The organism is Serinibacter arcticus, assembly GCF_003121705.1.
GTDB lineage: Bacteria > Actinomycetota > Actinomycetes > Actinomycetales > Beutenbergiaceae > Litorihabitans.
On record NZ_PYHR01000002.1, the window covers coordinates 185,488 to 209,864 of the forward strand.

Here is a 24,377-nt window from a genome sequence, read left to right on the forward strand (position 1 = left end):
TGGAGAGAGAACGATGAGCCACCGCCCTTCCACCAACAGCCCCGCCGAGCTGGACGTCACCCCGATGCCGCTGGCGAAGTACCCGCCCTTCCACGAGGTCAACGGGATCGATCTGCCCGACCGGACGTGGCCGAGCAAGCGCATCCTGCAGGCGCCGCGCTGGCTGTCCACCGACCTGCGTGACGGCAACCAGGCCCTGATCGAGCCCATGGACCCGGCGCGCAAGCACCGGATGTTCGAGCTCCTGGTCCGCATGGGCTACAAGGAGATCGAGATCGGGTTCCCGGCCGCGAGCCAGACCGACTTCGACTTCGTCCGCTCGCTGATCGAGTCCGACGCGATCCCGCAGGACGTGACGATCTCGGTGCTGACGCAGGCCCGCACGGACCTGATCGAGCGCACCGTCTCCTCGCTGGTCGGCGCGCACCGCGCGACGGTCCACATGTACAACGCGACCGCGCCGGTCTTCCGCGACGTGGTGTTCCGCACGGACAGGGACGGCACGAAGAACATCGCCGTGTCGGGCACGCGGGACGTCATGGACTACTTCGAGAAGTACCTCGACTCCGACACGATCGTCGGCTACGAGTACTCGCCCGAGATCTTCATCGACACCGAGATCGACTACGCGCTCGAGGTGTGCGAGGCGGTCATGGACGTCTGGGAGCCCGACGGCGACCGCGAGATCATCCTCAACCTGCCGGCCACGATCGAGCGCGCCACCCCGAACGTGTACGCCGACCAGATCGAGTGGATGAGCCGCAACCTCAGCCGCCGCGAGCACGTCGTGCTGTCCGTGCACCCCCACAACGACCGCGGCACCGCCGTCGCCTCCGCCGAGCTGGCCGTGATGGCCGGGGCGGACCGTGTCGAGGGCTGCCTGTTCGGCCACGGCGAGCGCACGGGCAACGTCGACCTCGTCACGCTGGGGATGAACCTCATCTCGCAGGGCGTGGACGCCGGGATCGACTTCTCCGACATCGACGACATCCGTCGGACCGTGGAGTACTGCGGCCAGATGGACGTCCACCCGCGTCACCCCTACGGCGGCGACCTGGTCTACACCGCGTTCTCGGGCTCGCACCAGGACGCGATCAAGAAGGGCCTGACCAAGCGCGACGCCGACGTGGCCGCGGCCGGTGGCGACGAGCTCGCCGTGCCGTGGACCGTCCCGTACCTGCCGGTGGACCCGCGCGACGTCGGCCGCAGCTACGAGGCCGTCATCCGCGTCAACAGCCAGTCGGGCAAGGGCGGGATCGCCTACCTGATGTCGACCGAGCGCAAGCTCGACCTGCCGCGCCGCCTGCAGATCGAGTTCAGCCGCATGGTGCAGGCGCACACGGACAGCGCCGGCGGCGAGGTCACCGCCGACCGGCTGTGGGACATCTTCACGGACGAGTACCTGCCCGCTCCCGCGGATTCCGCGCTGCACCCGTGGGGCCGGTTCGCCCTGCGGTCGACGCGGCTGACGACGGCGGGCGAGGGCAGCGACACCGAGCTCGAGGCGGTGCTGGTCGACGGCGGCGTCGAGCACGAGCTGCGCGGCCTCGGCAACGGCCCGATCGACGCGTTCTCCTCGATCCTGCGTCAGCGCGGGGTCGACGTGACCGTCATGGACTACGCCGAGCACGCCCTCTCGCAGGGCGAGGACGCCAAGGCCGCCTCCTACATCGAGGCCGAGGTCGAGGGACAGGTCCTGTGGGGTGTCGGCATCGACGCGTCCATCACGACGTCGTCCTTCCGCGCGATCGTCTCGGCGGTCAACCGCGCGGTGCGCTGAGCCACCACCAGCAGCAAGCACCACCAGCACCGCCGAGGGCGATCCATCCGACCCGACGGCGATCCGCGCAGGATCGCCGTCGCGGCGAAGGATCGCCCTCGCGGTCGCTCACGCTCGTCGCGTGCGCGTCGCGGAGGGCGATGTCGCATGCGTGAGGGAGGATGGACCGGTGCGGACATATCGGGACGAGGCGGTGGTGCTGCGCACCCACGACCTCGGCGAGGCCGACCGCATCCTGACGATGCTGACGCGCGAGCACGGGCTGGTCCGCGCCGTCGCGAAGGGGGTGCGCCGCACCTCGAGCAAGTTCGGCGGGCGCCTGGAGCCCTTCGGCGTGATCGACGTCCAGCTCTACTCGGGCCGCAACCTCGACGTCGTCACGCAGGTCGACACGCTCGCGCCGCACGGCCGCTCGCTCATGGCCGACTACGCGCTGTTCACGACGGCGACGGCGATGGTCGAGACCGCGGCCCGGCTCACCGACGTCGAGCACGAGCCGGCCACGCAGCAGTACCTGCTGCTCGTGGGGGCGCTGCGCGCGCTGGCCGACCGCCGGCACGCCGCCACCCTCGTGCTGGACTCCTACCTGCTGCGCGCGCTCGCCGTCGCCGGCTGGGCCCCCAGCTTCTCCACCTGCGCGCGCTGCGGCGAGGCAGGTCCGCACCGCGCGTTCTCCGCCCCGATGGGCGGCGCGCTGTGCACCGACTGCCGTCCCCCGGCGCCGCCGCCCCCGCCCCCGAGACGTTCCTGCTGCTGGGCGCCCTCCTGGCCGGTGACTGGTCGGTGGCCGACACCAGCGACGAGCGGCACCGCCGGGAGTGCAGCGGCCTGGTCGCCGTCTACCTGCAGTGGCACATGGAGCGTCAGCTGCGGTCGCTGCGCCACGTGGTGCGCGCATGAGGCGCCGTCAGGGGCCGGTGCGCTGGGAGCCGCACGAGATCGTCGACCCGCCCGCGCACCCCTCGGGTGAGACCGCGCCCCGGCTCGACCCGCGGTTCGTGCCGAAGCACGTCGCCCTGGTGATGGACGGCAACGGCCGGTGGGCGAACGCCCGCGGCCTGCCGCGCACCGAGGGGCACGCCGCGGGGGAGCAGGTGCTCCTCGACGTCGTGGCCGGCGCCATCGACCTGGGTGTCTCCCACGTCAGCGCCTACGCGTTCTCCACCGAGAACTGGAAGCGCTCGCCCGAGGAGGTGCGGTACCTCATGGGCTTCAACCGGGACGTGCTGCGCCGCCGTCGCGACGTCATGAACTCCTGGGGCGTGCGTGTGCGGTGGGCCGGCCGCCGGCCGCGGCTGTGGCGCAGCGTCATCGCCGAGCTCGAGGAGGCCGAGGCGCTCACCGAGGGCAACACCCGCTGCACCCTGACGATGTGCGTGAACTACGGCGGGCGCGCCGAGATCGCCGACGCGGTCCGCCGCATCGCCGCCGACGCCGCGGCCGGGCGGATCGACCCCGCCCGCATCAGCGAGCAGACGATCGCGCGTCACCTCGACGAGCCGGACATGCCCGACGTCGACCTGTTCATCCGCACCGGCGGCGAGAAGCGCGCCTCCAACTTCCTCATCTGGCAGGCGGCGTACGCCGAGTTCGTGTTCCTCGAGAAGGCGTGGCCCGACGTCGATCGCCGGGACCTGTGGGCCGCCGTCCTGGAGTACGCCCGTCGCGACCGCCGCTACGGCGGGGCCGTGGACGCCGTCGGGAGCTGACCGCCGCCGCCGGGTCCGCCGCCGGTCGGTGAGACCGCGAAACCGTTCCCGCCCGGATGTCGCACGGCCGCCCTACGCTGGCGGCATGGGCCTCAACCTCGGCATGATCACGACCGACTCCACCGACCCGGTGCCGCTCGCGCACTGGTGGGCCGGGATCCTCGACGGTGAGGTGCTGGCCGAGAACGAGGGCTGGTTCGTCGTCGTCTCGACGCCGTCGGGCACCCTCGCGTTCCAGAAGGTCGACGAGGTCACGCCCGGCAAGAACAGGGTGCACGTCGACCTCGTCGTGGACGGCGACCTCGACGTCGAGCACGCCCGCCTGGTCGAGCTCGGCGCCGCGAGCCTGGGGGAGCGCAGCGAGGGCGAGAACCGGTGGTTCACGCTCGCCGACCCGCAGGGCAACGAGTTCTGCGTCGCCACCGAGGCGACCGAGGGGCCCTAGCTCAGTCGGACGAGGACTCGACGGACGCGCGCCGGCGCCGCACCCGCACGACGATCGCCGCGGCGGCGAGCATCACCACCGCGACGATCGCGGCGATGCCCCACGGTGACCCGGTCGCCGCCGCCAGGGCCGCGCTCCACGCCGCCCAGCCGACCGTCGCGTAGATCGTGGCGTGCGCGACGCACCCCAGCAGCATCGCCGGCAGGTAGCGCGTGAAGGGCATCGTCAGGACGCCGGCGGCGGCGTTCACCACCGTCTTGGTCCCTGACGCCAGGAAGGACAGCGGGACGGCGACCAGCCCCCAGCGCTCCACGGTGCGGACCCCGCGGGCGGCGCCCTCGCCCTGGAGCCAGTCGTGCACGCGCCGGACCCACGGCCGCTGGGGCCGGGTGTGGTCGAGCGACCACGCCGTCACGAGCCGCGCGGCCCAGTAGGTCAGCTGGGTGCGGAGCAGGACGATGCCGAAGAAGAAGGCGAAGAGCGGCCAGAAGGGCGCGCCGTCGAGCTGCTCGGGCACGGGAGAGCCCGGTCAGGCGGCGGCGCTGCAGGCGGCGCAGAGGCCGAACAGCTCGATGGTGTGCTCGACGGCGGTGAAGCCGTGCTGCGACGCGATGCGGGTGGACCACGCCTCGACGGCCTCGGCGTCGAGCTCGACGGTCGTGCCGCACGAGCGGCACACGAGGTGGTGGTGGTGGGCCTGCTGGTCGCAGCGGCGGTAGCGCGTCTCGCCGTCGGGCCCGCGCAGGGCGTCGACCTCACCGGCGTCGACCATGGACTGGAGCGTGCGGTAGACGGTCGCGAGACCGACCGGGGCATCGCGGTCGGCGAGCATCCGGTGCACCTCCTGGGCGCTGTGGAACGCCTCGGTGTGCTCCATCAGGTCGCTGACGGCGGTGCGCTGACGCGTCGTTCGCTGCACTCCTCAGGCCTCCACTCAGGTGCGATCGCCGGCCGGGGGCGTCATGAGGACGTCGTCCGGCAGGTCCGGGTGCGGGTCGGCGTGCTCGGCGCGTCGGCGACGCAGCCACGGACCCACGGCGGCCACCCCAGCGTAGACGGCGATGGCGAGGCAGACGATGACGGCGCCGGGGGAGAGCTGGTGGTAGTACGTGATGACCAGCCCGCTGACGCAGACGAGGACCCCGACGACCATCGCGATGCTCATCGTGGAGCGGAACGAGGGTGCCACCTGCTGGGCGACGGCGACGGGCACGATCATGATCGCGCTCACCAGCAGCAGCCCGACCACGCGCATCGAGACGGTCACGGTCAGGGCCGCGACGACGGCGATCACCAGGTTGAGCACGCGGACGGGGAGGCCGAGCGAGAGCGCGAACTCCTCGTCCTGCGAGACGGCGAACAGCGCCGGCCGCAGCCCCAGCCCGATGGCGAGCACCACGGCACCCAGCACGGCGATCGTGAGGACGTCGCCCCCGCTCACGGTGGCGATGGAACCGAAGAGGTACCCCATGAGGTTGGCGGTGGTCCCGCCCGCCAGGCCGATGAGGAGGACGCCGCCGGCGATGCCGCCGTAGAACAGCAGCGCGAGCGCGACGTCACCGCTGGTTCGTCCACGAGAGCGGACGACGTCGATGACGACCGCGCCGATGACCGCCGCCACGACGGCGCCGGGGATCGCCAGCGCGTCGTGGGGGGTGAGCGACATCGCGCTGCCCACCAGCCACCCCGCGGCGACGCCGACGAGCGCCACGTGACCGACGCCGTCGCCCAGCAGCGAGAGCCGGCGCTGGACGAGGTAGGTGCCGACGACGGGCGCGGCCAGGCCGACGACGAGCGCCGCGACGAGCGCGCGCTGCATGAGCGGGCTGGTGAGCATCTCCACGAACGTGCTCATCGAACGACCCCCGGGTCGGCGGGAAAGGCGCTGTGCAGCCCGAGCGTGTCCGGCGGCAGCAGGTCCTCGGCGTGCGCGTGCTGGTGGTCGTGGTCGAGGTGGTCGTGACCGGGCGCCGGGCGGGGCGGTGCGCCGTCGTGGACGACGCGGCCGTGGCGCAGCACGACGGCGCGCGAGAGGAGCGGCGCCAGCGGTCCGGCCTCGTGGAGCACGACGAGCACGGTGACGCCGTCGTCGTGCAGCTGGCCCATCGTCTGCGCGAAGGAGTTCTGGTTGTCGCTGTCGACACCGGCCAGGGGCTCGTCGAGCAGGAGCAGCTCGGGTTCGCGCGCCAGGGCGCGGGCGATCAGCACGCGCTGCTGCTGACCGCCGGAGAGCTCGGCCACGGCGCGCGGCGCGCGGTCGGCGAGCCCGACACGGTCGAGCGCCGCGAGCGCCCGCGCCCGCGAGTCGCGTGGCGGTCGCAGCCGGCCCGCGGCCAGCAGGCCCGACGTCACGACCTCGATCACGGTGGCGGGGACCCCCGCCGTCGCCGTCGACCGCTGCGGGACGTAGCCGAGCCGGGACCACGGCACGCCGCGACGCCGGGTGATGTCGGCGTCGAGCACGCGAACGGTGCCGCGGGTGGGGGGCACCACGCCGACGAGGGTGCGCACGAGGGTGGACTTGCCCGAGCCGTTCGCACCCAGCAGCGCGACGAACTCCCCGCGGCGGACCGTCAGGTCGACGTCCTGCAGGATGCCGGCGGTGCCGAGGGTGACGCCGAGGCCGCGGACGTCGATGACGGGGGTGGGCTCAGGCACAGCGCAGGGCCTCACGAAGCGTGGCGAGGTTGGACTCCATGACAGCAAGGTAGTCAGAGTCGGGGTGGGTGAGGTTCTCGACCGGGTCGAGGAGCGCCGTCGTGATGCCGAGGTCGTCCGCGAGCACCTGCGCCACGCGGGGGTTGATCAGCGACTCGGTGAAGACGACCGTCACGTCGCGCTCGTCGATGACCCTCTCGATCTCGCGGAGCCGGGCCGGGGAGGGCTCGCTCTCGGGGTCGATCCCGGCGATCCCGACCTGCTCGAGACCGTAGGCCTCCGTCAGGTAGCCGTACGCCTCGTGGGCGACGACGATCGTGCTCTGCTCGCACGAGGCGAGGCCCTCGCGGTAGTCGGTGTCGAGCTGCTCGAGCCGGGTGCGCAGGTCTGCCGCGTTCGCCTCGAAGGTCTCGGCCTGCTCGGGCACGGCCTCCGCGAGGTTCGCGGCGACGGCGTCGGCCGTGTCGGCCATGCGGAGCGGGTCGAGCCAGAAGTGCGGGTCCGAGGAGCCGGCGTGGTCGGCGTGCTCCTCCTCCGTCTCGCCCTCGGCGTGCGCGTGCTCGCCCTCGAGCCGCGCCGCGTCGGCGACGTCGAGCGCCGTCGGGTCGGCCTGGGCCACGGCGTCGTCGACGGCGGGCTGGAAGCCGCCGAGGTAGACCACCAGGTCGGCCGAGGACATGCTCGCGACCTGGGAGGGCGACAGCTCGAGGCTGTGCGGGTCCGTGCCGGCCGGGACGAGGCTGGCGACCGTGACGGCGTCGCCGCCGATCTGCTCGACGGCGTACTGGAGCGGGTAGAACGCCGTCATCACCTCGACCTCGCCGCCGTCCGCGCTACCGCCCGAGCCGCCGCCGTCACCGCACGCCGCGAGCGGCAGGGCCAGGGCGAGGGCGGCCAGGGGGACGAGGGCACGACGAAGGGAACGCTGCATGAGAATCATTCTCGACTGAGTGAGAATCGTTGTCAAAAGGACGTGGCGCGCCTCACGTGAACCGTCCGAGCAGCAGCGTCACGATCATGGCGACCAGGACGCCGTTGACGATGAAGGCCGTCACCGCGTGCTGCGTGAGATCCCGCCAGCCGGCCCGCGTCGTCGGCGTCGCCGGGGCGGCGACCCCGGCCACCGAGACGAGCAGCGAGTGCTGGAGGTAGTCGGCGAACACGGGCTCCTCGTCGCCGCCGAAGTCGAGCGAGCGCTCCTGGGCGTCGCGCTCGCAGTAGCGAAGGGCGTGGGTGTAGACCATCACGACCCACGACGACGCGACGCTCAGCGCACTGATGGCGAGGAGCCAGATCGAGGATCGCCAGACCGGGGACTGCGCCAGCACGAGGGTGAAGACGAGCACGATGAATCCACCGCTGATCGTCCACGACGCCGGACCGCCCGAGCCCAGCAACGGCGTGTACCAGTGGCGGTGACGGGACGCGGCCTCGCGCGCCGACCGCTCGCGCAGGGTGGCGGCGCCCAGGCGGGAGAGGTGGACGTGTGTGAGGAGGCAGTACAGCAGCGTGGCCGCCGACCAGAAGGTGAGCATGATCGTCGGGATCCCGACCTCGGCGTAGCGCTCGACGAAGAGCTCGGCGCCCCACACCCGCGTCTGCACCACCGTCACCGCGAGGGCGAACGGCAGGGCGGAGACGGTGGCGGTGATGGTGCGGGACAGGTCGCTGGCGACGGCACGGCTGAGGACGGACATCGGCGGGTCTCCTGCGGGGTCGTCGGGCGGGGCGGTGGGACGGAGCGGCGATGCGGGGAACAGGTCCGGCCGGCGCCCGCACGGTAGGTTGGACGACGCCGTGCGCACCAGCCAGGTGCGCCTCCCCAGTCTGCAAGGAGCACCACACCGTGGCTACCAGCCGTCTCGACTCCGTCATCGCCCTCGCCAAGCACCGGGGCTTCGTGTTCCAGTCGGGCGAGATCTACGGGGGTTCCCGCTCCGCCTGGGACTACGGACCGCTCGGGGTGGAGCTCAAGGAGAACATCAAGCGCCAGTGGTGGCGCGCGATGGTCACGCGGCGCGACGACATCGTGGGTCTCGACTCCGCCGTCATCCTCCCGCGCCAGGTGTGGGTGGCCTCCGGCCACGTCGGCGTCTTCACCGACCCGCTGACCGAGTGCCTGTCCTGCCACAAGCGCTTCCGCGAGGACCACCTCATCGAGGAGTTCGAGGCGAAGAAGGGCCGCGCCGCCGAGAACGGCCTCGGCGACATCGCCTGCCCGAACTGCGGCACGCGCGGGCAGTGGACCGAGCCGCGCGACTTCAACATGATGCTCAAGACCTACCTCGGCCCGGTCGAGGACGAGTCGGGCATGCACTACCTGCGCCCCGAGACGGCCCAGGGCATCTTCGTCAACTACGGCAACGTCGCGACGGCGGCCCGCAAGAAGCCGCCGTTCGGCATCGCCCAGATCGGCAAGTCCTTCCGCAACGAGATCACGCCGGGGAACTTCATCTTCCGCACGCGCGAGTTCGAGCAGATGGAGATGGAGTTCTTCGTCGAGCCCGGCACCGACACCGAGTGGCACCAGTACTGGATCGACACGCGCATGGAGTGGTACACGGGCCTCGGCATCGCCGCGGACAACCTGCGCCTGTACGAGCACCCGGCCGAGAAGCTCTCTCACTACTCCACGCGCACCGTGGACATCGAGTACAAGTTCGGCTTCACGGGCGGCGAGTGGGGCGAGCTCGAGGGCATCGCCAACCGCACCGACTTCGACCTCAAGACCCACACCGAGCACTCCGGCAAGGACCTGTCCTTCTTCGACCAGGAGAAGGGTGAGCGCTGGGTGCCGTACGTCATCGAGCCGGCCGCGGGCCTGACCCGCTCGCTGATGGCGTTCCTCGTCGAGGCCTACCACGAGGACGAGGCGCCGAACGCGAAGGGCGGCGTCGACAAGCGCACCGTCCTCAAGCTCGACCCGCGCCTCGCGCCGGTCAAGGCCGCCGTGCTGCCGCTGTCGCGCTCGGGCGAGCTCTCGCCCAAGGCGCGCGCGCTGGCCGCCGAGCTCCGCGAGCACTGGAACGTCGACTTCGACGACGCCGGCGCCATCGGCCGCCGCTACCGCCGCCAGGACGAGATCGGCACGCCGTTCTGCGTCACGGTCGACTTCGACACGCTCACCGACGACGCGGTCACGATCCGCGAGCGGGACACCATGTCGCAGGAGCGTGTCGCGCTGTCGCAGGTCGCGAGCTACCTGGGCGCGCGACTCCTCGGCGCGTGACGACCCACGAGCACGGCCACGGCCCGGTGCACCTCCCCGCGGGGGAGGTGCGCCGGGCCCGGCTGCTGCTGACGGCGATCGTCGTCCCGCTGCTGCTGGCCACGATCGTCGGGCTGGCGCTGCTGTGGCCCAAGGGCGACTCGCTCGCGGGGTCGATCCCGATGACGGCCCCCGGGGTCTCGTTCGAGGAGGCGCGGATCCTCGCCGTCCCCGGCACCGAGGGGGCCGAGGTCACGGCCGAGCTGCTGACGGGCGAGGGCGCGGGCCTCGAGGTCGCCGTCGGCGTCCCGCCCGACGTCCTGGCCGAACCGATCCCCGTCGGCGCGCGCATCGTGGTGCTGTTCCAGCCCGGGGGACTGGAGTCCGGCGCCGCGTTCACCTTCATCGACTACCAGCGCCAGATCCCGCTGATCTGGCTCGCGGTCGCCTATGTCGCCCTGGTGGCGGTCGTGGCGCGCTGGCGCGGGCTCGCCGCCGTCGTCGGCCTCGCGGTCTCGCTGGGCGTGATCGGCCTGTTCGTCCTGCCCGCGCTGATGAGCGGCACGAACCCGCTGCTCGTGGCGATCGTCGGCTCCAGCGCCATGATGTTCGTCTCGCTGTACCTCGCGCACGGGGTATCGATCAGGACGACGACGGCGCTGCTCGGCACCTTCGTCGGGCTGGCGGTGACGGCGGTGCTCGCCATCGTCTCCGCCTCCGGCGCCCACCTCCTCGGCACGGGGTCGGAGGAGGGGTACCAGGTCATGACGACCTTCCCCGAGATGAGCATGCGCGCCCTGCTGGTGTGCGGGTTCGTCATCGCCGGCCTCGGGGCGCTCAACGACGTCACGATCACCCAGGCCAGCGCCGTCTGGGAGCTGCACGCCAGCGACCCGACCGTGCCACGCCGTCGGGTCTTCCTGCGCGCGATGCGCATCGGCCGCGACCACATCGCCTCGACCGTCTACACGCTGGCGTTCGCCTACGTCGGAACGGCCCTGCCGATGCTCATGATCGCCTCGGTCTACGACCGCTCGCCCGTGCAGCTCATCACGTCGGCGACGATCGCCGAGGAGCTCGTGCGCACGCTCGTCTCCTCGATCGGCCTCGTGCTGGCGATCCCGGTGACGACGGCGATCGCGGCGGTCCTGGTCCGGACCTCGCGCCGCGACGAGCGGCAGCACGTCGTCGTGGCCGCCGGGCCGGCCACCGCGGCCGTGCCCGTCGCGCAGGGGCCCACGCCCGCCGTCGGCCCGGACCCGGCCCCCGTGCCCGACCAGACCCCCGCGCCGGACCCCACCCCCGCCGTCGACCCGGACGGGCCGCCCCGCCGGGACCGCCGGTCGCTGCGGTCTGGGACCATGGAGGAGTGAGTCTCTCCCTCGGCCGCTTCACCGTCGGCACGCCCGTCGTGCTCGCCCCCATGGCGGGGGTGACCAACGCACCCTTCCGTCAGCTGTGCCGCGAGGCCGCCAGGGCAGGGCTGCCCGGTGTCGACGACGCCGTGGCGGCGTCCGCCGTCGACCTGGCCGCCGTGCACGCGAGCGACGCCCCCGAGGGCATCTTTGTCTCCGAGATGGTCACCTCGCGCGCGCTCGTCGAGCGCTCGCCCGAGTCGATGCGCATCATCACGCCGGCGCCGGACGAGACGATCCGCAGCGTGCAGCTCTACGGCGTCGACCCCGCCACCGTGCGGGCGGCCGTCCGCCTCCTCGTGACGGAGGACCGTGCCGACCACATCGACCTCAACTTCGGCTGCCCGGTCCCCAAGGTGACCCGGCGCGGCGGGGGAGCGGTGCTGCCCTGGAAGCGGGACCTGTTCACGGCGATCGTGCGCGGTGCCGTCGCGGAGGCCGCGGAGGGCGGCGTGCCGCTCACGGTCAAGATGCGGATGGGCATCGACGACGACCACCTCACCTACCTCGAGGCCGGGCTCATGGCGCAGGATGCCGGCGCCGCCTGGGTGGCGCTGCACGCCCGGACCGCGGCCGAGTACTACTCGGGCAACGCCCACTGGGACGCGATCGGTCGGCTCAAGGAGACGGTCACGGACATCCCGGTGCTCGGCAACGGCGACATCTGGTCCGCCGAGGACGCCGTGGCGATGGTGGCGGACACCGGCTGCGACGGCGTCGTCGTCGGCCGCGGCTGCCAGGGTCGCCCCTGGCTGTTCACCGACCTGGTCGCGGCGTTCGCGGGCTCGGAGCGCCGCGAGCGTCCGGGGCTGCGGTTCGTCGCGTCCGTGCTGCGGCGCCACGCCGAGCTGATGATCGATCACGCGGCCGGCGACGAGGGCCGGGGACTGCGCGAGCTGCGCAAGCACATGGCCTGGTACCTCAAGGGGTACTCCGTCGGGGGCGACGCGCGCGCCGGCCTCGCGCTCGTCGACTCCCTCGCCGACCTCGACGCCAAGCTCGGGGCGCTCGACCTCGACCAGCCCTACCCTGGCGAGGCTGCGGAGGGGCAGCGCGGTCGCGCGGGCACCCCCAAGATCCCGCACGTCCCGCAGGGCTGGCTCGACTCGCGCGAGATCGACGCCGAGCTCGCGGCCGCGCTGCACGAGGCCGAGCTCAGCGTCTCCGGCGGCTGAGCGTCTCCGGCGGCTGAGCCCGAGGTTCAGTCCCGCGCGGTCCGTGCGGGTGCCGTCGACCCGCGCACGATGAGCTCCGGGGCGAACCGCAGCTCGATCGGGGCGGCGGTGCCCTGCATCGCGCTGAGCAGCGTGTCCACGACCGCCTGGCTCATCGTGTCCACGGGCTGCCGCAGCGTCGTCAGCGGCGGGTCGGTGAAGTTCATGAAGACGGAGTCGTCGAAGCCGACCACGGAGACGTCCTCCGGTACCCGCATGCCGGCCTGACGGACCGCCCGGATCGCCCCGAGGGCCATCACGTCGCTGCCGCAGATGATCGCGGTCGCGCCCTCCCGCACGAGGGCGCGGGCCGCGGCCTCGCCCCCCTCGACCGTGAACAGCGACGTCAGCACGCGGTGCTCGGCGTCGTGCCCCACGTAGCGCTTCATGGCGGTGACGAAGCCCTCGCGCTTGTGGGCCGCGGGCAGGAGTCGGTCGGGGCCGACGGCGAGGGCGATGCGCGTGTGGCCGAGCGAGGCCAGGTGCCGCACCGCGATGTCCATCCCGAGCCGCTCGTCGACCGAGACCGACGGCGCCACGAGCTCCTCGCGGTGGCCGTTGACGAGCACGTAGGGACGCCGCGCTCCGTGAGGCGCTGGTACCGGGCCACGGGGCCTGGGAGTCGGCGTGCAGACCGTTGACGAACACGATCCCGGCGACGTCGGCCGCCAGGAGCGTCTCGACGTACTCGTCCTCGGAGACGCCGCTCGCCGTCTGGGTGCACAGCAGCGGCGTGTAGCCGTGGTGCGCCATCGCGGTCTCGACCTCCTGGGCGAACGCCGGGAAGACCGGGTTGGACAGCTCCGGGATGACCAGTCCGATGAGACCCGCCGACGGCGAGTTCAGGCGGCGCGGTCGTTCGTAGCCGAGCATGTCGAGCGCGTGGTAGACCGCCTGCCGGGTCGACTCCGCCACGCCGGGCTTGCGGTTGAGCACGCGCGACACCGTCGCGGTGCTGACCCCCGAGTGCTCGGCCAGGTCGGCCAGCCGGGTGCGCGGCACGTCGTGAGAGCTCACGGCGAGGTCCTTTCGATCACGGTGGGCGAGGCGTCGCCCGAGGGCGATCGTCCCCGCTCGCGACGCGACGGCGCGCCCCGACGGGTTCGGCAACGGTTACCGGGATGAAAATCTATCGCAACTTGCAGACGAGGTGACGGAGGTCACGCGGGGTGGCACGTCGCGGACGGCCGCAGCGCGATGCGGTTGCGGGGGAGCCCTCCCGTCACGATTCGGTCACAGTCGCAACGGGGTCGAGAGAAGCGTCCTTCTTTGCTGCAAGTTGCAGTACTGTGACGCACGTCGCAGCGTGGCGAACGGAGCTCGGCCATCGGGGCCCGGGCAACCCTCGTTGCAGACCCGCAACCGGAGGATGAACATGCGCAAGAGCACCATCACGGCAGTGATCGCGTCAGCGGCCCTGCTCCTCACCGCCTGTGGCGGTGGGGGCGGCGGCACCGAGGAGGAGCCCACCACCGGCGAGACGACGTCCGAGGAGGCGACCGAGACCGAGACCGAGGCCGCGCCCGAGGGCGAGGAGGGGGCCACCGAGGCTCCCGTCCGCGGCAGCGAGGACCTGGTCATCTGGACCGACGACGTCAAGTTCGACGCCGTGCAGGCCGCCGCCGAGGCGTTCGGCGAGGCCAACGACATCACGGTCGGCGTGCAGGCGATCGTCAACACCCGCACCGACTTCATCACGGCCAACCAGGCCGGCAACGGCCCCGACGTGCTCGTCGGCGCCCACGACTGGATCGGCCAGCTCGTCGCCAACGGCGCCATCGACCCCCTGCAGGTCGCGCCCGACGCCCTCAGCGGTTACGCCGAGCGCGCCGTCTCCGCCGTCAGCTACAACGGCCAGCTCTACGGCATCCCGTACGGCGTCGAGTCCCTCGTGCTGTACTGCAACACCGCGTACGCCCCGACACCTACGCCACGATCGACGACGCCATCGCCGCCGGTCAGGCCGCGAAGGACGCCGGCTCCGTCCAGTCCGCGCTCAACGTCGCGCAGGGTGTCGACGGCGACCCGTACAACATGCAGCCCCTGTACACCTCCGCGGGCGGGTACCTGTTCGGTCTCACGGCTGACGGCACCCCCGACCCGGCCGACCTGGGCGTCGGCTCGGCCGCCGGTCAGGCCGCCGCCGCCAAGCTCGCCACGCTCGGCGACGCCGGCTCGGGCGTCCTGTCGACCGCCATCTCGGGCGACAACGCGATCGCGCTGTTCGCCGACGGTCAGGCCGCCTGCCTGATCTCGGGCCCCTGGGCCCTGGGCGACGTGACCACCGGCCTCGGCGCGGACGGCTTCACCGTCCAGCCCATCCCGGGCTTCGCGGGCATGGGCCCGGCCGTGCCGTTCATGGGCGCCCAGGCGTTCTACGTCGCCGCCAACGGCCAGAACAAGGCGTTCGCCCAGGCCTTCGTCACTGGCACGACGGCCGGCGGCCTGAACACCGAGGAGACCATGCAGATCCTCTTCGACAACGCCAACCTCCCGCCGGCCATGACGTCGGTGCGCGAGGCCGCGGCCGCGGCCGACCCGCTCGTGGGTGTCTTCGGCGACGCCGCCGACCAGGCCCAGCCGATGCCGGCCATCCCGGCCATGGACCAGGTCTGGACCCCGCTGGGTCAGGCCTACGCCGCGATCATCGGCGGAGCCGACCCCGCGGCCACGATGACGACGGCGGGCGACACGATCGCCGCGGCGATCGCCTCCTCCTGACGGCACGCCCGGGGACCCGTCCGGCAGGACGGGCCCCCGGGCCCTCCCTCGTTCCCATCGTCCGAGCGGGCGCGCGTCCCCTCGTCACCTCCTGGAGCGTCCCCGTGACCCAGACCCTCACCCCGCGCCGCACCGTCGCAAGGAAGCGACCCGGCGCCGACGTCATCCGTTCTCCATCGACGCGTCCACCTCGGGCACGCTCCTGGTCAAGATCCTCGGCCTCGGGCTCCTGCTGGCACTGCTGATCGCCCTCACCCCCACGCTGGTCGCCACCGCGAACTGGACGCTCCTGGCGGTGATGTGGGGCGCCGTCCTCGTCATCCTCGGCGTCTACGTGACGGGTCGCGCGATCCCCGCCAAGTACCTGCTGCCGGGGGTCCTGCTCCTGGTGCTCTTCCTGATCTACCCGATCCTGCTGACCTTCCAGCTCTCCACGACGAACTACGGCGACGGCACCCGCAACAGCAAGGAGGCCTCGATCGCGCGGATCGTCGGCAGCTCCGCGGTCCAGGTCCCCGACGGCTCCATCTACTCGATGGTCGTCGGCACCACGGGCACGGCCACCACGGGTCCGTTCGTCATGCTGCTCGTCGACTCCGCGACCGACCAGGCCTACCTCGGCTCGGAGGAGGACGGCCTGAGCGAGCTCAGCGGCGACGCCGTCGTCGTCGAGGAGGGCACCGTGGTCGAGGCGGCCGGCTACACGATCCTCACCCGCAACGAGCAGAACGACCTCAGCGGCGCCGGCCAGCCCCTCGACGGCTTCGCCGTCCCCGTCAGCGACGACACGGTCATCAAGGCCCAGGGCTTCCAGGCGCTGGAGATGCGCACCCCCTCGTCTACGACGAGGCGGCCGACACGATCACCAACATCGACACCGGCACGGTCTACACCGCGGAGCGAGGACCGTCCGGCGACCGGTCGTTCTTCGTCGACGCCAACGGCGAACGCCTGTCGCAGCAGTCGTGGGCGGAGAACGTCGGCCTGTTCAACTACGAGCGGGTCTTCTCCGACTCGAAGATCACGCGGCCGTTCCTGTCGATCCTCGGCTGGACGCTGATGTTCGCGGTGGGGTCGGTCGGCAGCACCTTCGTCGTCGGGCTGCTGCTGGCCACCACCCTCAACGAGCCCCGGATGCGGTTCCAGAGGCTCTTCCGGTCGCTGCTGATCATGCCGTACGCCATCCCCGGCTTCATCTCGCTCATGGTGTGGGCGGGCTTCTGGAACCGTGACTACGGCCTCGTGAACGACATGCTCGGCCTCGGCATCGACTGGCTGGGGAACGCCAGCTGGGCGAAGGTGGCCGTGCTGATGACGAACCTGTGGATGGGCTTCCCCTACATGTTCCTCATCTGCACCGGCGCGCTGCAGTCGATCCCGAGCGACCTGAAGGAGGCCGCGGCGATCGACGGGGCGACCGGCGTCGTCCAGTTCCGCCGCATCGTGCTGCCCCTCCTGCTGGTCTCCACGGCACCGCTGCTGGTGTCGTCGTTCGCGTTCAACTTCAACAACTTCAACGCGATCCAGCTGCTCACCGCGGGTGGCCCGTTCAGCCCGGACAACCCGACGGCCGGCGGCACCGACATCCTCATCAGCTACACCTACCGACTCGCGTTCGGCAACGGCGGCTCGCAGATCGGCTTCGCGTCCGCCGTCTCCGTGCTGCTCTTCATCCTGACCGGTGTGCTCGCCGCGATCCAGTTCCGGGGCACCCGGAAGCTCGAGGAGATGAACTGACATGACCTCCGCACCCACTCCCACGGCCGCCACCGTCGCCACGACCGCGGTCACCAAGCCGTCCCGCCGTCGCGGTGAGGACAGGGGCGCCCCCCAGGACAAGGTCCGCGGCGCCCGCTGGTGGCGCGAGATGTCCTGGCGCTACCTCGTCGGCGTCATCGCGTGCGTCTACGCGGCGATCCCGATCCTCTACATCGTCTCGGCCTCGCTCAACCCGATCGGCTCGGTCGCCTCCACGGACCTGATCCCGACCACGATCAGCTTCACCAACTTCGAGCAGCTGTGGAGCACGCCCTCGCGACCGTTCTTCCGCTGGGCGGGGAACACGGTCGTCGTCGCCCTCGTCGTGGTGGTGGCCCAGCTGCTGTGCAGCTGCTTCGCGGCCTACGCGTTCTCGCGGTTCCGCTTCAAGGGTCGCCGCGCGGGGCTCCTGTCCCTGCTGCTGGTGCTGATGTTCCCGCAGATCCTCGTGACCGTCGCCCTGTTCCAGATGTTCAGCGTCGTCGGCGAGGTGATGCCGTCCGTGGGGCTCGACACGCTGCCCGGGTACATCCTCATCATGCTCGGCGGCTCGCTGGGCCAGGTCTACCTGATCAAGGGCTTCTTCGACACGGTCCCGCCGGAGCTCGACGAGGCCGCGAAGATCGACGGCGCGGGCCACTTCCAGGTGTTCGTGCGCATCCTGCTCCCGCTGCTGCGCTCCATCCTCGTCATCTCCGGACTGCTGGTCTTCGTCGGCGTGGTGGGGGAGTTCCTCCTCGCCTCGATCTTCCTGCGCTCGACCGACATCAAGACGATCGCCGTCGGCATGCAGGGCGTGCTCGCGGCCGACAAGTCCAACAACCTGGGCTGGTTCGCCGCGGGGTCCGTGGTCATCGCTGTGCCGATCATCCTGCTCTTCCAGTACCTGCAGCGGTACATCGTCGGAGGGATCACCTCGGGCGCGGTCAAGGGATGACGGGCCCCACGCTCCGAGATCCCCACCACGACGGCTCGGTGCGCTTCGTCGCGCCCGGACCGCACGCGCTGGGCGACGACGTCCGGCTGACGGTGCTCGTGCCCGACCTGGCCGACGGCCGCGAGGGCGCCGAGCGCGTCGTGCTGCGATCGCTGCGCGACGGCGAGCCGCACCTCGCGCCGGCCGCGCCGGGGGAGCGCACGGCGGGCAGCCGGTGGTGGACGGTCGAGATGCGCCTGGTGAACCCGGTGATGCGCTACCGGTTCTTCCTCGGGGGACCCGACGGCGGCTACCGGTGGCTCAACGCCGAGGGCGTCCACGCCCGGGACACCTCCGACGGGGCCGACTTCGTGCTCAACGCCGTCGCGACGCCGCCGGACTGGGTCGTGGACCAGGTCGCCTACCAGATCTTCCCCGACAGGTTCGCGCGGTCGTCGCCCGACACCCCCCGGCCGGTCTGGGCCGACGAGGTGTCCTGGGAGACGCCGGTGATCGGCTCGGGGCCCGGCGTCGAGCGTCAGTGGTACGGCGGCGACCTGGACGGGATCGCCGCCCGGCTCGACCACGTCGTCGCCCTCGGGGCGGGCGTGATCTACCTGACCCCGGTCTTCGAGGGGCGCTCGAACCACCGGTACGACGCCGTGACGTTCGACCGCGTCGACCCGGCACTGGGCGGGGACGCGGCGCTGCGCCGACTCATCGACGCCGCGCACGCCCGCGGGCTGCGGGTGCTCGGCGACCTCACGACCAACCACACCGGTCGCGAGCACGAGTGGTTCCTGGCGGCGCAGGCCGACGCCGACGCCCCCGAGGCGGCCTTCTACCGTTTCCGCGAGCACCCCGACGACTACGTCGCGTGGCTCGACGTCCCCTCCCTGCCGAAGCTCGACCACGCGGGCGAGGAGATCAGGCGTCGGCTGTACCGCGGCCCCGACTCCGTCGTCGGCCGCTGGCTGCTGGCCGGTCTGGACGGCTGGCGCATCGACGTCGCGAATATGACCGGACGGCTCGGGGCGGACGACCTCGCGCACGAGGTGGCCAGGGAGATCCGCGCCACGATGCACGCGATCGATCCGGAGGCGTGGCTGCTCGCCGAGCACGGTCACGACGCCGGGGGAGACCTCGTCGGCGACGGCTGGGACGGCACGATGGACTACCAGGGCTTCACCCGGCCGCTGTGGGTGTGGCTCAACGGCGGGGCCCCCGGCGCCGCCGCGGCCGCCGAGGCGGCCGGGACCGGGCCGCGACCCGTCGAGCACGGGCTCGACTTCCTCGGGCTGCCGGCCGACGTGCCGGTCCTGCCGGCGACGGCCGTCACGGCGACCATGCGGGAGGTCCACGCCGCCATGCCGTGGGCGGCGCAGGCCGCCTCGACGCTGCACCTGGACTCCCACGACACGCCCCGGTTCCGCACGGTGGTGGGCGGCGGGACCGACGGCACGGTCGACCGGTCGGGGGCGGGGCGGAGGCGCCACCTCCTCGGCCTCGCGCTGCAGCTCACGATGCCGGGCGTGCCGAGCATCTTCGCCGGCGACGAGATCGGACTCACCGGGATCAACGGCGAGCACTCCCGCACACCGTTCCCGTGGGATCCAGCAGCCTGGGACGCCCCGACCTGGGACGCCTACCGGACGTGGGTCGCGCTGCGCGCCGACAACGTCGCCCTGCGGCGCGGCGGCCTGCGCTGGGCGCACGTGGGCGCCGACTCGATCACCTACCTGCGCGAGCACCCCGAGCAGCGCGTCCTCGTGCACGTCGCGCGGGCCGACGGCGAGGAGGTCCGCCTGCCGCTCGACCTGCTCGGCGGCGAGGCCCCCGTCGCGCTGCAGGGGAGCGCCCCGCGCGTGGAGGGAGCCGACGTCGTGCTCCCCGCCGTCGCCGGCGCGCTGCTGTGGCAGCTCGCCACCGACACCACCTGGACCTCGAGCAAGGAGAACGCGTGACCAACCCCTCCCGACAGCGGATTGTCCACCCGGAGTGGAGCCGGGACGCCGTCATCTACCAGATCAACACCCGACAGTTCACGCCGGAGGGCACGCTGACCGCGGCGAGCGAGCAGCTCGGGCGGCTCGCCGACCTCGGCATCGGGATCGTCTGGCTGATGCCCGTGCACGAGATCGGCGAGCTCAACCGCAAGGGCAGCCTCGGCAGCCCGTACGCCGTCAAGGACTACTACTCCGTCAGCAGCGAGCTCGGAACGGTCGAGGACCTGCGGGCGTTCGTCGAGCAGGCGCACGCCCTGGGGCTGCGCGTCATCCTCGACTGGGTCGCCAACCACACGGCGTGGGACAACGTGCTCGTGAGCGAGCGGCCCGAGCTGTACGCACGCGGCTGGGACGGCGAGCTCACGCCGACGCCGTGGTGGGACTGGGACGACATCGTCGACCTCGACTTCGCCGCCCCCGGGATGCGCGAGTACATGCGCGACGCGATGACGTACTGGGTGCGGGAGGTCGGCGTCGACGGCTACCGGTGCGACGTCGCCGGATTCGTGCCGACCGACTTCTGGGAGGACGTGCGGGACGCGCTCGAGGAGATCAAGCCGGTCTTCATGCTCGCGGAGTGGGAGTCGCGCGAGCTGCACGAGGCGGCGTTCGACATGACCTACGCCTGGTCGTGGAACTCCTCGATGCACGAGCTCGCCTCGGGCAGGGCGGACGTCGACGCGCTGCGCGTCTACTACGCGTGGAACGACCGGGCCTACCCGGACGACGCGATGCGGATGCTGTTCGTCTCCAACCACGACAAGAACGCGTGGGAGGGCACGGAGTTCGAGCAGTTCGGCGACGCCGTCGAGGCGGCCGTCGTGCTGTCGTTCGTCAGCGACGGCATGCCGCTGATCTACAACGGCCAGGAGGCGGGCAACGACCGTCGGCTGGCGTTCTTCGACCGTGACCCGATCGTCTGGCGCGAGCACCCGATGGGGGACCTCTACCGTCGGCTGATCGAGCTCAAGCACGCCACCGCGGCGCTGCACAACGGCGCGTGGGGAGCCCGGATGGTCGAGGTGCGCACGTCCGACCGCCAGCAGGTGCTGGCGTTCGTCCGCGACAGCGGCCAGGACGCGGTCCTCGCGGCGTTCAACCTCTCCGGCGCCGCGCGCGACGTCGAGCTGCTCCGCGGTCCCGTGGCCGGCACCTGGCGGGACCTCGCCACGGGCCGTCAGGTGCGGCTCGAGGTCGGCGACGTCCTCCCGCTGCCCGCGTGGGGCTGGCAGGTGCTGGTGCGCGCCTGACCTGCGCCGCCGTCGCGACCGAGGCGACCGACGACGGCGGGGCCCACCTCTGGGAGGTGGGCCCCGCCGTCGTCGTTCTGGGTGCCGAGGTTCTGAGGTGCTGGTGCCGGTCAGTCCGGGCCGAACGGCTTGCGGCCGGGCTCGGGGTGGACCCGGGTCGCCCACAGGGTGGTGTCGGCGGGCAGGAACAGCGCACCGTCGGTGTGCTTGTCCAGCTCCGTGCTGCTCAGGAGCGGCTCGAGGTCCTCGGGCAGGCGCACCTGCTCGCCGGTGGTGTTGGCCAGGACGACGAGCTCGCCGTTCGCCAGACCCAGCACGCCCGGGCGGTCGAGGTCGATCCACGCCAGGCCGCCGGAGCCGAGGGCGAAGTCACGGCGGGTGCGCAGCGCGCGACGGTAGAACTCGTACGTCGAGCTCGGGTCGCCCTTCTGCGCGTCGAGCGCGTACCGGGCCCAGCCCTCGGGCTGCGGCAGCCAGCTCGCGCCGGTGGGGGAGAACCCGAACGCCGGGGCGGCGGCCTCCCACGGGAGCGGAACGCGGCAGCCGTCGCGGCCGAGGCCGCCCCCGCGGGCCACGGTCGGGTCCTCGCGGACCTCGGGCGGCAGCGTCGTGTGCTCGGGGAGACCGAGCTCCTCGCCCTGGTACAGGTAGGCGGAACCGGGGAGCGCGAGCATCAGCAGCGTGGCGGCGCGGGCGCGGCGCAGGCCGAGCTCGGCGTCGGGCTGGAGGTCGTCGGGACCGACGGGCTCGACGTTGCCTCCGGCGGACGGCAGCCCGAGACGGGAGGCGTGGCGCACGACGTCGTGGTTCGACAGCACCCAGGTGGTCGGGGCGCCGACCGTGTCGTTGACCTGGACGGAGTGCTCGATCACGCCCCTCATCTCCTCGGCGTGCCAGTGCGAGGCGAGGAAGGCGAAGTTGAACGCCTGGTGCATCTCGTCGTCGCGCACGTACTTCGCGAGGTCGGTCAGGGGGGAGACCCAGGCCTCGGCCACGAGCATCTTGTCGGCGCCGTACTCGGCCAGCACGGCGTGCCAGTCGCGGTAGACCTCGTGCACGCCGGGCTGGTTCCACATCGGACCGTTGTTGCGCAGGTCGACCTCACCGTCGTCGGCCTGCTCGTCGTCGTCGCCGTCATCGTCGGCCGGGGCGGAGGTCTCCTCGCCCGACTCGTGCTCGGAGATCATGGAGGAGTGCCCGGCCCAGTCCGGCAGGCCCTCCTCCTTGACGAGGCCGTGCGCGACGTCGACGCGGAAGCCGTCCACACCGCGGTCCAGCCAGAACCGCAGCACGTCGCGGAACTCGGCGCTGACCTCCTCGTTGCCCCAGTTGAGGTCGGGCTGCCGCACGTCGAACAGGTGCAGGTACCACTGGCCGGGCGTGCCGTCCGCGTCGGTGGTGCGCGACCACGCGGGGCCGCCGAACACGCTGAGCCAGTTGTTGGGGGGCAGCTCGCCGTTCTCGCCGCGACCGTCGCGGAACAGGTACCGCTCGCGCTCGGGGCTGCCGGGGGCGGCCTCGAGGGCCGCCTGGAACCAGACGTGCGCGTCGGAGGTGTGGTTGGGGACGAGGTCGACGACGACCCGCAGCCCCAGCTGGTGCGCGCGCTCCAGCAGCGCGTCGGCGTCGGCCAGCGTGCCGAACAGCGGGTCCACGTCGCGGTAGTCCGCGACGTCGTAGCCGGCGTCGGCCTGGGGGGAGGTGTAGAACGGCGAGAGCCACAGGGCGTCGACGCCCAGGCGCGCGAGGTGGCCGAGGCGGGCCGTGATGCCGGGGAGGTCGCCCATCCCGTCGCCGTCGGAGTCCGCGAACGAGCGCGGGTAGACCTGGTAGATGACGGCGGTGTGCCACCACTGGAGGGTTCCGGTGCGGGGCACCGAGATCGGGCGGGTCGTGCAGATGGCGGGGGCGCTTGCACTCATCCGTCCATTGTCGCGGCGTCGTCACGGAAGGGCCAAATCGTGCGGTTCGTCCACATCCGCGCGGTCGCGTCGCCGCCCCGCCCACTAGGCTGGTGGCGATGTCCTGGCAACCACCTCTGACGATGCACGCCTCCGGCGTGAGCGACGTCGACCGGTGGCTGCCCGAGGAGTCCAAGAACGTCCGCCGCTCGCCGTTCGAGCGTGACCGCGCCCGGGTGCTCCACTCCTCGGCGCTGCGGCGGCTCGGGGCCAAGACCCAGGTGCTCGCCCCCAGCACGGACGACTTCGTCCGCACCCGACTGACGCACTCGCTCGAGGTCGCCCAGGTCGGGCGCGAGCTGGCCAAGCAGCTCGGCTGCGACCCCGACGTCGTCGACACCGCGTGCCTCGCCCACGACCTCGGTCACCCGCCCTTCGGCCACAACGGCGAGGCCGCGCTCGCCGTCGTCTCGGAGGACGCCGGGGGCTTCGAGGGCAACGCCCAGACCCTGCGCATCCTCACGCGGCTCGAGCCGAAGGCGTTCCGCGAGGACGGCCGCTGCGTCGGCCTCAACCTCACGCGCGCCAGCCTCGACGCCTCGGCGAAGTACCCGTGGCGCCGCGAGGACGCCCCGCGCCGCGTGGACGGCCGACGGAGCCGGAAGTTCGGCGTCTACGACGACGACCTCGAGGTCTTCGCGTGGCTGCGCGCCGGCGCCCCGATCGCCACGACGTGCCTCGAGGCCCAGGTGATGGACCTGGCCGACGACGTCGCCTACTCGGTGCACGACGTCGAGGACGCGATCGTCGGGTGGCGCGTGGAGCCGCGACGGCTGCGGGCGCAGGCCGAGCAGGACCGCGTGGTCGCGCAGGTGCGCGCCTGGTACGACCCGCCCGAGTCCGACGACGAGCTCGGCGCCGCCCTCGGCCGGCTGCTGGAGTCCTCGGCGTGGGTCGAGGAGTACGACGGCACCCGCACGAGCCTCGCGCACGTGAAGGACATGACCTCCCAGCTCATCGGCCGCTTCGTCGGCGTGAGCGTGGACGCGACGCGCGCCAGCCACGGCTCCGGCGACCTCGGGCGGTACTCGGCCCGGCTCGAGGTGCCCCCGACGACCCGGGCGGAGATCGCCGTCCTCAAGGGGATCGCCGCCCTGTACGTCATGGCGCCGCGCGAGCACGAGCCGCTCTACCGCTACCAGCGCCAGATCATCACGGAGCTGGTGGAGGTCCTCACCGAGCGCGCCGAGCTGACGCTCGAGGCCCACTTCCTCGAGGACCACCGCGCGGCGACGACGGATGCGGAGCGCCTGCGCGTCGTCGTCGACCAGGTCGCCTCTCTGACGGACCTGTCGGCCATGGCGTGGCACGCGCGGCTCGTCCCCGCGCCCTGAGA

At 72.2% G+C, this 24,377-nt stretch carries 22 protein-coding genes and 3 pseudogenes; 15 read left to right on the forward strand and 10 right to left on the reverse strand.

From position 1 onward, the window contains the following. The first annotated feature begins 13 nt into the window (after positions 1-13). The 4 genes and pseudogenes from leuA (at position 14) to C8046_RS00930 (ending at position 3,934) form a co-directional block, all read left to right on the forward strand. The gene (gene leuA / locus C8046_RS00915) at positions 14-1,780 is read left to right on the forward strand and encodes a 2-isopropylmalate synthase (protein WP_235866015.1); all 1,767 of its coding nucleotides are present in this window, start codon (positions 14-16) and stop codon (positions 1,778-1,780) included. Positions 1,781-1,949: 169 nt separating this feature from the next. After that, positions 1,950-2,680, forward strand: a pseudogene (gene recO, locus C8046_RS00920) (DNA repair protein RecO). After that, positions 2,677-3,489 carry an isoprenyl transferase gene (locus C8046_RS00925; protein ID WP_109227878.1) on the forward strand — a complete coding sequence of 271 codons (813 nt, stop codon included), beginning with the start codon at positions 2,677-2,679 and terminating at the stop codon, positions 3,487-3,489. Before recO ends, C8046_RS00925 begins: the two are co-directional and overlap by 4 nt. Before the next feature lie 85 nt (positions 3,490-3,574). Then, positions 3,575-3,934 (forward strand): VOC family protein, encoded by a 360-nt coding sequence (locus tag C8046_RS00930; protein WP_109227879.1) that lies wholly within the window; start codon positions 3,575-3,577, stop codon positions 3,932-3,934. Position 3,935: 1 nt separating this feature from the next. On the opposite strand, the gene C8046_RS00935 is transcribed toward C8046_RS00930, so the two are convergent. The 6 genes from C8046_RS00935 to C8046_RS00960 are packed head-to-tail and all read right to left on the reverse strand — an operon-like array spanning position 3,936 to position 8,289. Further along, a complete protein-coding gene (locus C8046_RS00935; protein ID WP_109227880.1) occupies positions 3,936-4,451 on the reverse strand; it encodes a DedA family protein in 516 nt (171 codons plus the stop codon). Positions 4,452-4,463: 12 nt separating this feature from the next. Beyond that, positions 4,464-4,853 (reverse strand): Fur family transcriptional regulator, encoded by a 390-nt coding sequence (locus tag C8046_RS00940; RefSeq protein WP_109227881.1) that lies wholly within the window; start codon positions 4,851-4,853, stop codon positions 4,464-4,466. Between the two features lie 15 nt (positions 4,854-4,868). Further along, complete coding sequence (locus C8046_RS00945; RefSeq protein ID WP_109227882.1) at positions 4,869-5,789, reverse strand: metal ABC transporter permease; 921 nt, start codon at positions 5,787-5,789, stop codon at positions 4,869-4,871. Continuing rightward, entirely contained in the window at positions 5,786-6,592 is an 807-nt protein-coding gene (locus tag C8046_RS00950; protein ID WP_109227883.1) for a metal ABC transporter ATP-binding protein, read from the reverse strand. Before C8046_RS00950 ends, C8046_RS00945 begins: the two co-directional genes overlap by 4 nt. Beyond that, a complete protein-coding gene (locus tag C8046_RS00955; protein ID WP_109227884.1) occupies positions 6,585-7,523 on the reverse strand; it encodes a metal ABC transporter substrate-binding protein in 939 nt (312 codons plus the stop codon). Before C8046_RS00955 ends, C8046_RS00950 begins: the two co-directional genes overlap by 8 nt. A 52-nt stretch (positions 7,524-7,575) precedes the next feature. Beyond that, entirely contained in the window at positions 7,576-8,289 is a 714-nt protein-coding gene (locus tag C8046_RS00960; RefSeq protein ID WP_109227885.1) for a DUF1345 domain-containing protein, read from the reverse strand. A 149-nt stretch (positions 8,290-8,438) separates the two neighbouring features. On the opposite strand from C8046_RS00960, the gene C8046_RS00965 reads away from it, so the two are divergent. The 3 genes from C8046_RS00965 to dusB are packed head-to-tail and all read left to right on the forward strand — an operon-like array spanning position 8,439 to position 12,390. Beyond that, complete coding sequence (locus tag C8046_RS00965) at positions 8,439-9,821, forward strand: glycine--tRNA ligase (protein ID WP_235866016.1); 1,383 nt, start codon at positions 8,439-8,441, stop codon at positions 9,819-9,821. Next, complete coding sequence (locus C8046_RS00970; RefSeq protein ID WP_109227887.1) at positions 9,818-11,173, forward strand: YibE/F family protein; 1,356 nt, start codon at positions 9,818-9,820, stop codon at positions 11,171-11,173. The genes C8046_RS00965 and C8046_RS00970 overlap by 4 nt, the downstream gene beginning before the upstream one ends. 50 nt (positions 11,174-11,223) lie before the next feature. Then, on the forward strand, positions 11,224-12,390 hold the full coding sequence (gene dusB / locus C8046_RS00975) for a tRNA dihydrouridine synthase DusB (protein WP_109230642.1): 1,167 nt from the start codon (positions 11,224-11,226) through the stop codon (positions 12,388-12,390). Positions 12,391-12,416: 26 nt separating this feature from the next. On the opposite strand, the gene C8046_RS19845 is transcribed toward dusB, so the two are convergent. From C8046_RS19845 to C8046_RS19015, 3 genes and pseudogenes are all read right to left on the reverse strand, one after another. Then, positions 12,417-12,998, reverse strand: a complete 582-nt coding sequence (locus C8046_RS19845) for a substrate-binding domain-containing protein (protein WP_328587559.1) — start codon at positions 12,996-12,998, stop codon at positions 12,417-12,419. A 349-nt stretch (positions 12,999-13,347) separates the two neighbouring features. Then, positions 13,348-13,446: pseudogene (locus C8046_RS19850) on the reverse strand (LacI family DNA-binding transcriptional regulator); the annotation flags it as partial. A 391-nt stretch (positions 13,447-13,837) separates the two neighbouring features. After that, complete coding sequence (locus tag C8046_RS19015; RefSeq protein WP_235866489.1) at positions 13,838-14,173, reverse strand: hypothetical protein; 336 nt, start codon at positions 14,171-14,173, stop codon at positions 13,838-13,840. Between C8046_RS19015 and C8046_RS20125 the strand changes: the two are divergent. The 7 genes and pseudogenes from C8046_RS20125 to C8046_RS01010 form a co-directional block, all read left to right on the forward strand. Next, positions 14,090-14,296 (forward strand): annotated as a pseudogene (locus C8046_RS20125) (extracellular solute-binding protein); the annotation flags it as partial. The gene C8046_RS19015 and the pseudogene C8046_RS20125 sit on opposite strands and share 84 nt — an antisense overlap. 80 nt (positions 14,297-14,376) lie before the next feature. After that, positions 14,377-15,150, forward strand: coding sequence for a sugar ABC transporter substrate-binding protein (locus C8046_RS19020; protein WP_419183568.1), 774 nt, complete (start codon positions 14,377-14,379; stop codon positions 15,148-15,150). Between the two features lie 298 nt (positions 15,151-15,448). Next, entirely contained in the window at positions 15,449-16,210 is a 762-nt protein-coding gene (locus C8046_RS19025) for a hypothetical protein (protein ID WP_235866397.1), read from the forward strand. Then, positions 16,210-16,887, forward strand: a complete 678-nt coding sequence (locus C8046_RS19030; RefSeq protein ID WP_235866017.1) for an ABC transporter permease subunit — start codon at positions 16,210-16,212, stop codon at positions 16,885-16,887. Before C8046_RS19025 ends, C8046_RS19030 begins: the two co-directional genes overlap by 1 nt. A gap of 1 nt (position 16,888) precedes the next feature. After that, on the forward strand, positions 16,889-17,845 hold the full coding sequence (locus C8046_RS01000; protein WP_109227890.1) for a sugar ABC transporter permease: 957 nt from the start codon (positions 16,889-16,891) through the stop codon (positions 17,843-17,845). Then, positions 17,842-19,788: a glycoside hydrolase family 13 protein gene (locus C8046_RS01005; protein ID WP_109227891.1), complete on the forward strand. Its 1,947-nt coding sequence runs from the start codon at positions 17,842-17,844 to the stop codon at positions 19,786-19,788. The genes C8046_RS01000 and C8046_RS01005 overlap by 4 nt, the downstream gene beginning before the upstream one ends. Next, positions 19,785-21,080, forward strand: a complete 1,296-nt coding sequence (locus C8046_RS01010; RefSeq protein WP_199224357.1) for an alpha-amylase family glycosyl hydrolase — start codon at positions 19,785-19,787, stop codon at positions 21,078-21,080. Before C8046_RS01005 ends, C8046_RS01010 begins: the two co-directional genes overlap by 4 nt. 110 nt (positions 21,081-21,190) lie before the next feature. On the opposite strand, the gene C8046_RS01015 is transcribed toward C8046_RS01010, so the two are convergent. Further along, positions 21,191-23,002, reverse strand: a complete 1,812-nt coding sequence (locus C8046_RS01015) for a glycoside hydrolase family 13 protein (RefSeq protein ID WP_109227893.1) — start codon at positions 23,000-23,002, stop codon at positions 21,191-21,193. A 98-nt stretch (positions 23,003-23,100) separates the two neighbouring features. On the opposite strand from C8046_RS01015, the gene C8046_RS01020 reads away from it, so the two are divergent. Beyond that, a complete protein-coding gene (locus C8046_RS01020; RefSeq protein ID WP_109227894.1) occupies positions 23,101-24,375 on the forward strand; it encodes a deoxyguanosinetriphosphate triphosphohydrolase in 1,275 nt (424 codons plus the stop codon). Positions 24,376-24,377 lie beyond the last annotated feature (2 nt).

Excerpts from the sequence above, each read along its gene's own strand:
- C8046_RS01015 (WP_109227893.1), bottom strand. The coding sequence starts at position 23,002 with ATGAGTGCAAGCGCCCCCGCCATCTGCACGACCCGCCCGATCTCGGTG.
- C8046_RS01020 (WP_109227894.1), top strand. The coding sequence starts at position 23,101 with ATGTCCTGGCAACCACCTCTGACGATGCACGCCTCCGGCGTGAGCGAC.
- C8046_RS00955 (WP_109227884.1), bottom strand. The coding sequence starts at position 7,523 with ATGCAGCGTTCCCTTCGTCGTGCCCTCGTCCCCCTGGCCGCCCTCGCC.
- leuA (WP_235866015.1), top strand. The coding sequence starts at position 14 with ATGAGCCACCGCCCTTCCACCAACAGCCCCGCCGAGCTGGACGTCACC.
- C8046_RS01005 (WP_109227891.1), top strand. The coding sequence starts at position 17,842 with ATGACGGGCCCCACGCTCCGAGATCCCCACCACGACGGCTCGGTGCGC.
- dusB (WP_109230642.1), top strand. The coding sequence starts at position 11,224 with ATGGCGGGGGTGACCAACGCACCCTTCCGTCAGCTGTGCCGCGAGGCC.
- C8046_RS19025 (WP_235866397.1), top strand. The coding sequence starts at position 15,449 with ATGTGGGGCGCCGTCCTCGTCATCCTCGGCGTCTACGTGACGGGTCGC.
- C8046_RS00930 (WP_109227879.1), top strand. The coding sequence starts at position 3,575 with ATGGGCCTCAACCTCGGCATGATCACGACCGACTCCACCGACCCGGTG.
- C8046_RS19030 (WP_235866017.1), top strand. The coding sequence starts at position 16,210 with ATGTTCGCGGTGGGGTCGGTCGGCAGCACCTTCGTCGTCGGGCTGCTG.
- C8046_RS00960 (WP_109227885.1), bottom strand. The coding sequence starts at position 8,289 with ATGTCCGTCCTCAGCCGTGCCGTCGCCAGCGACCTGTCCCGCACCATC.
- C8046_RS01000 (WP_109227890.1), top strand. The coding sequence starts at position 16,889 with ATGACCTCCGCACCCACTCCCACGGCCGCCACCGTCGCCACGACCGCG.
- C8046_RS00945 (WP_109227882.1), bottom strand. The coding sequence starts at position 5,789 with ATGAGCACGTTCGTGGAGATGCTCACCAGCCCGCTCATGCAGCGCGCG.
- C8046_RS00925 (WP_109227878.1), top strand. The coding sequence starts at position 2,677 with ATGAGGCGCCGTCAGGGGCCGGTGCGCTGGGAGCCGCACGAGATCGTC.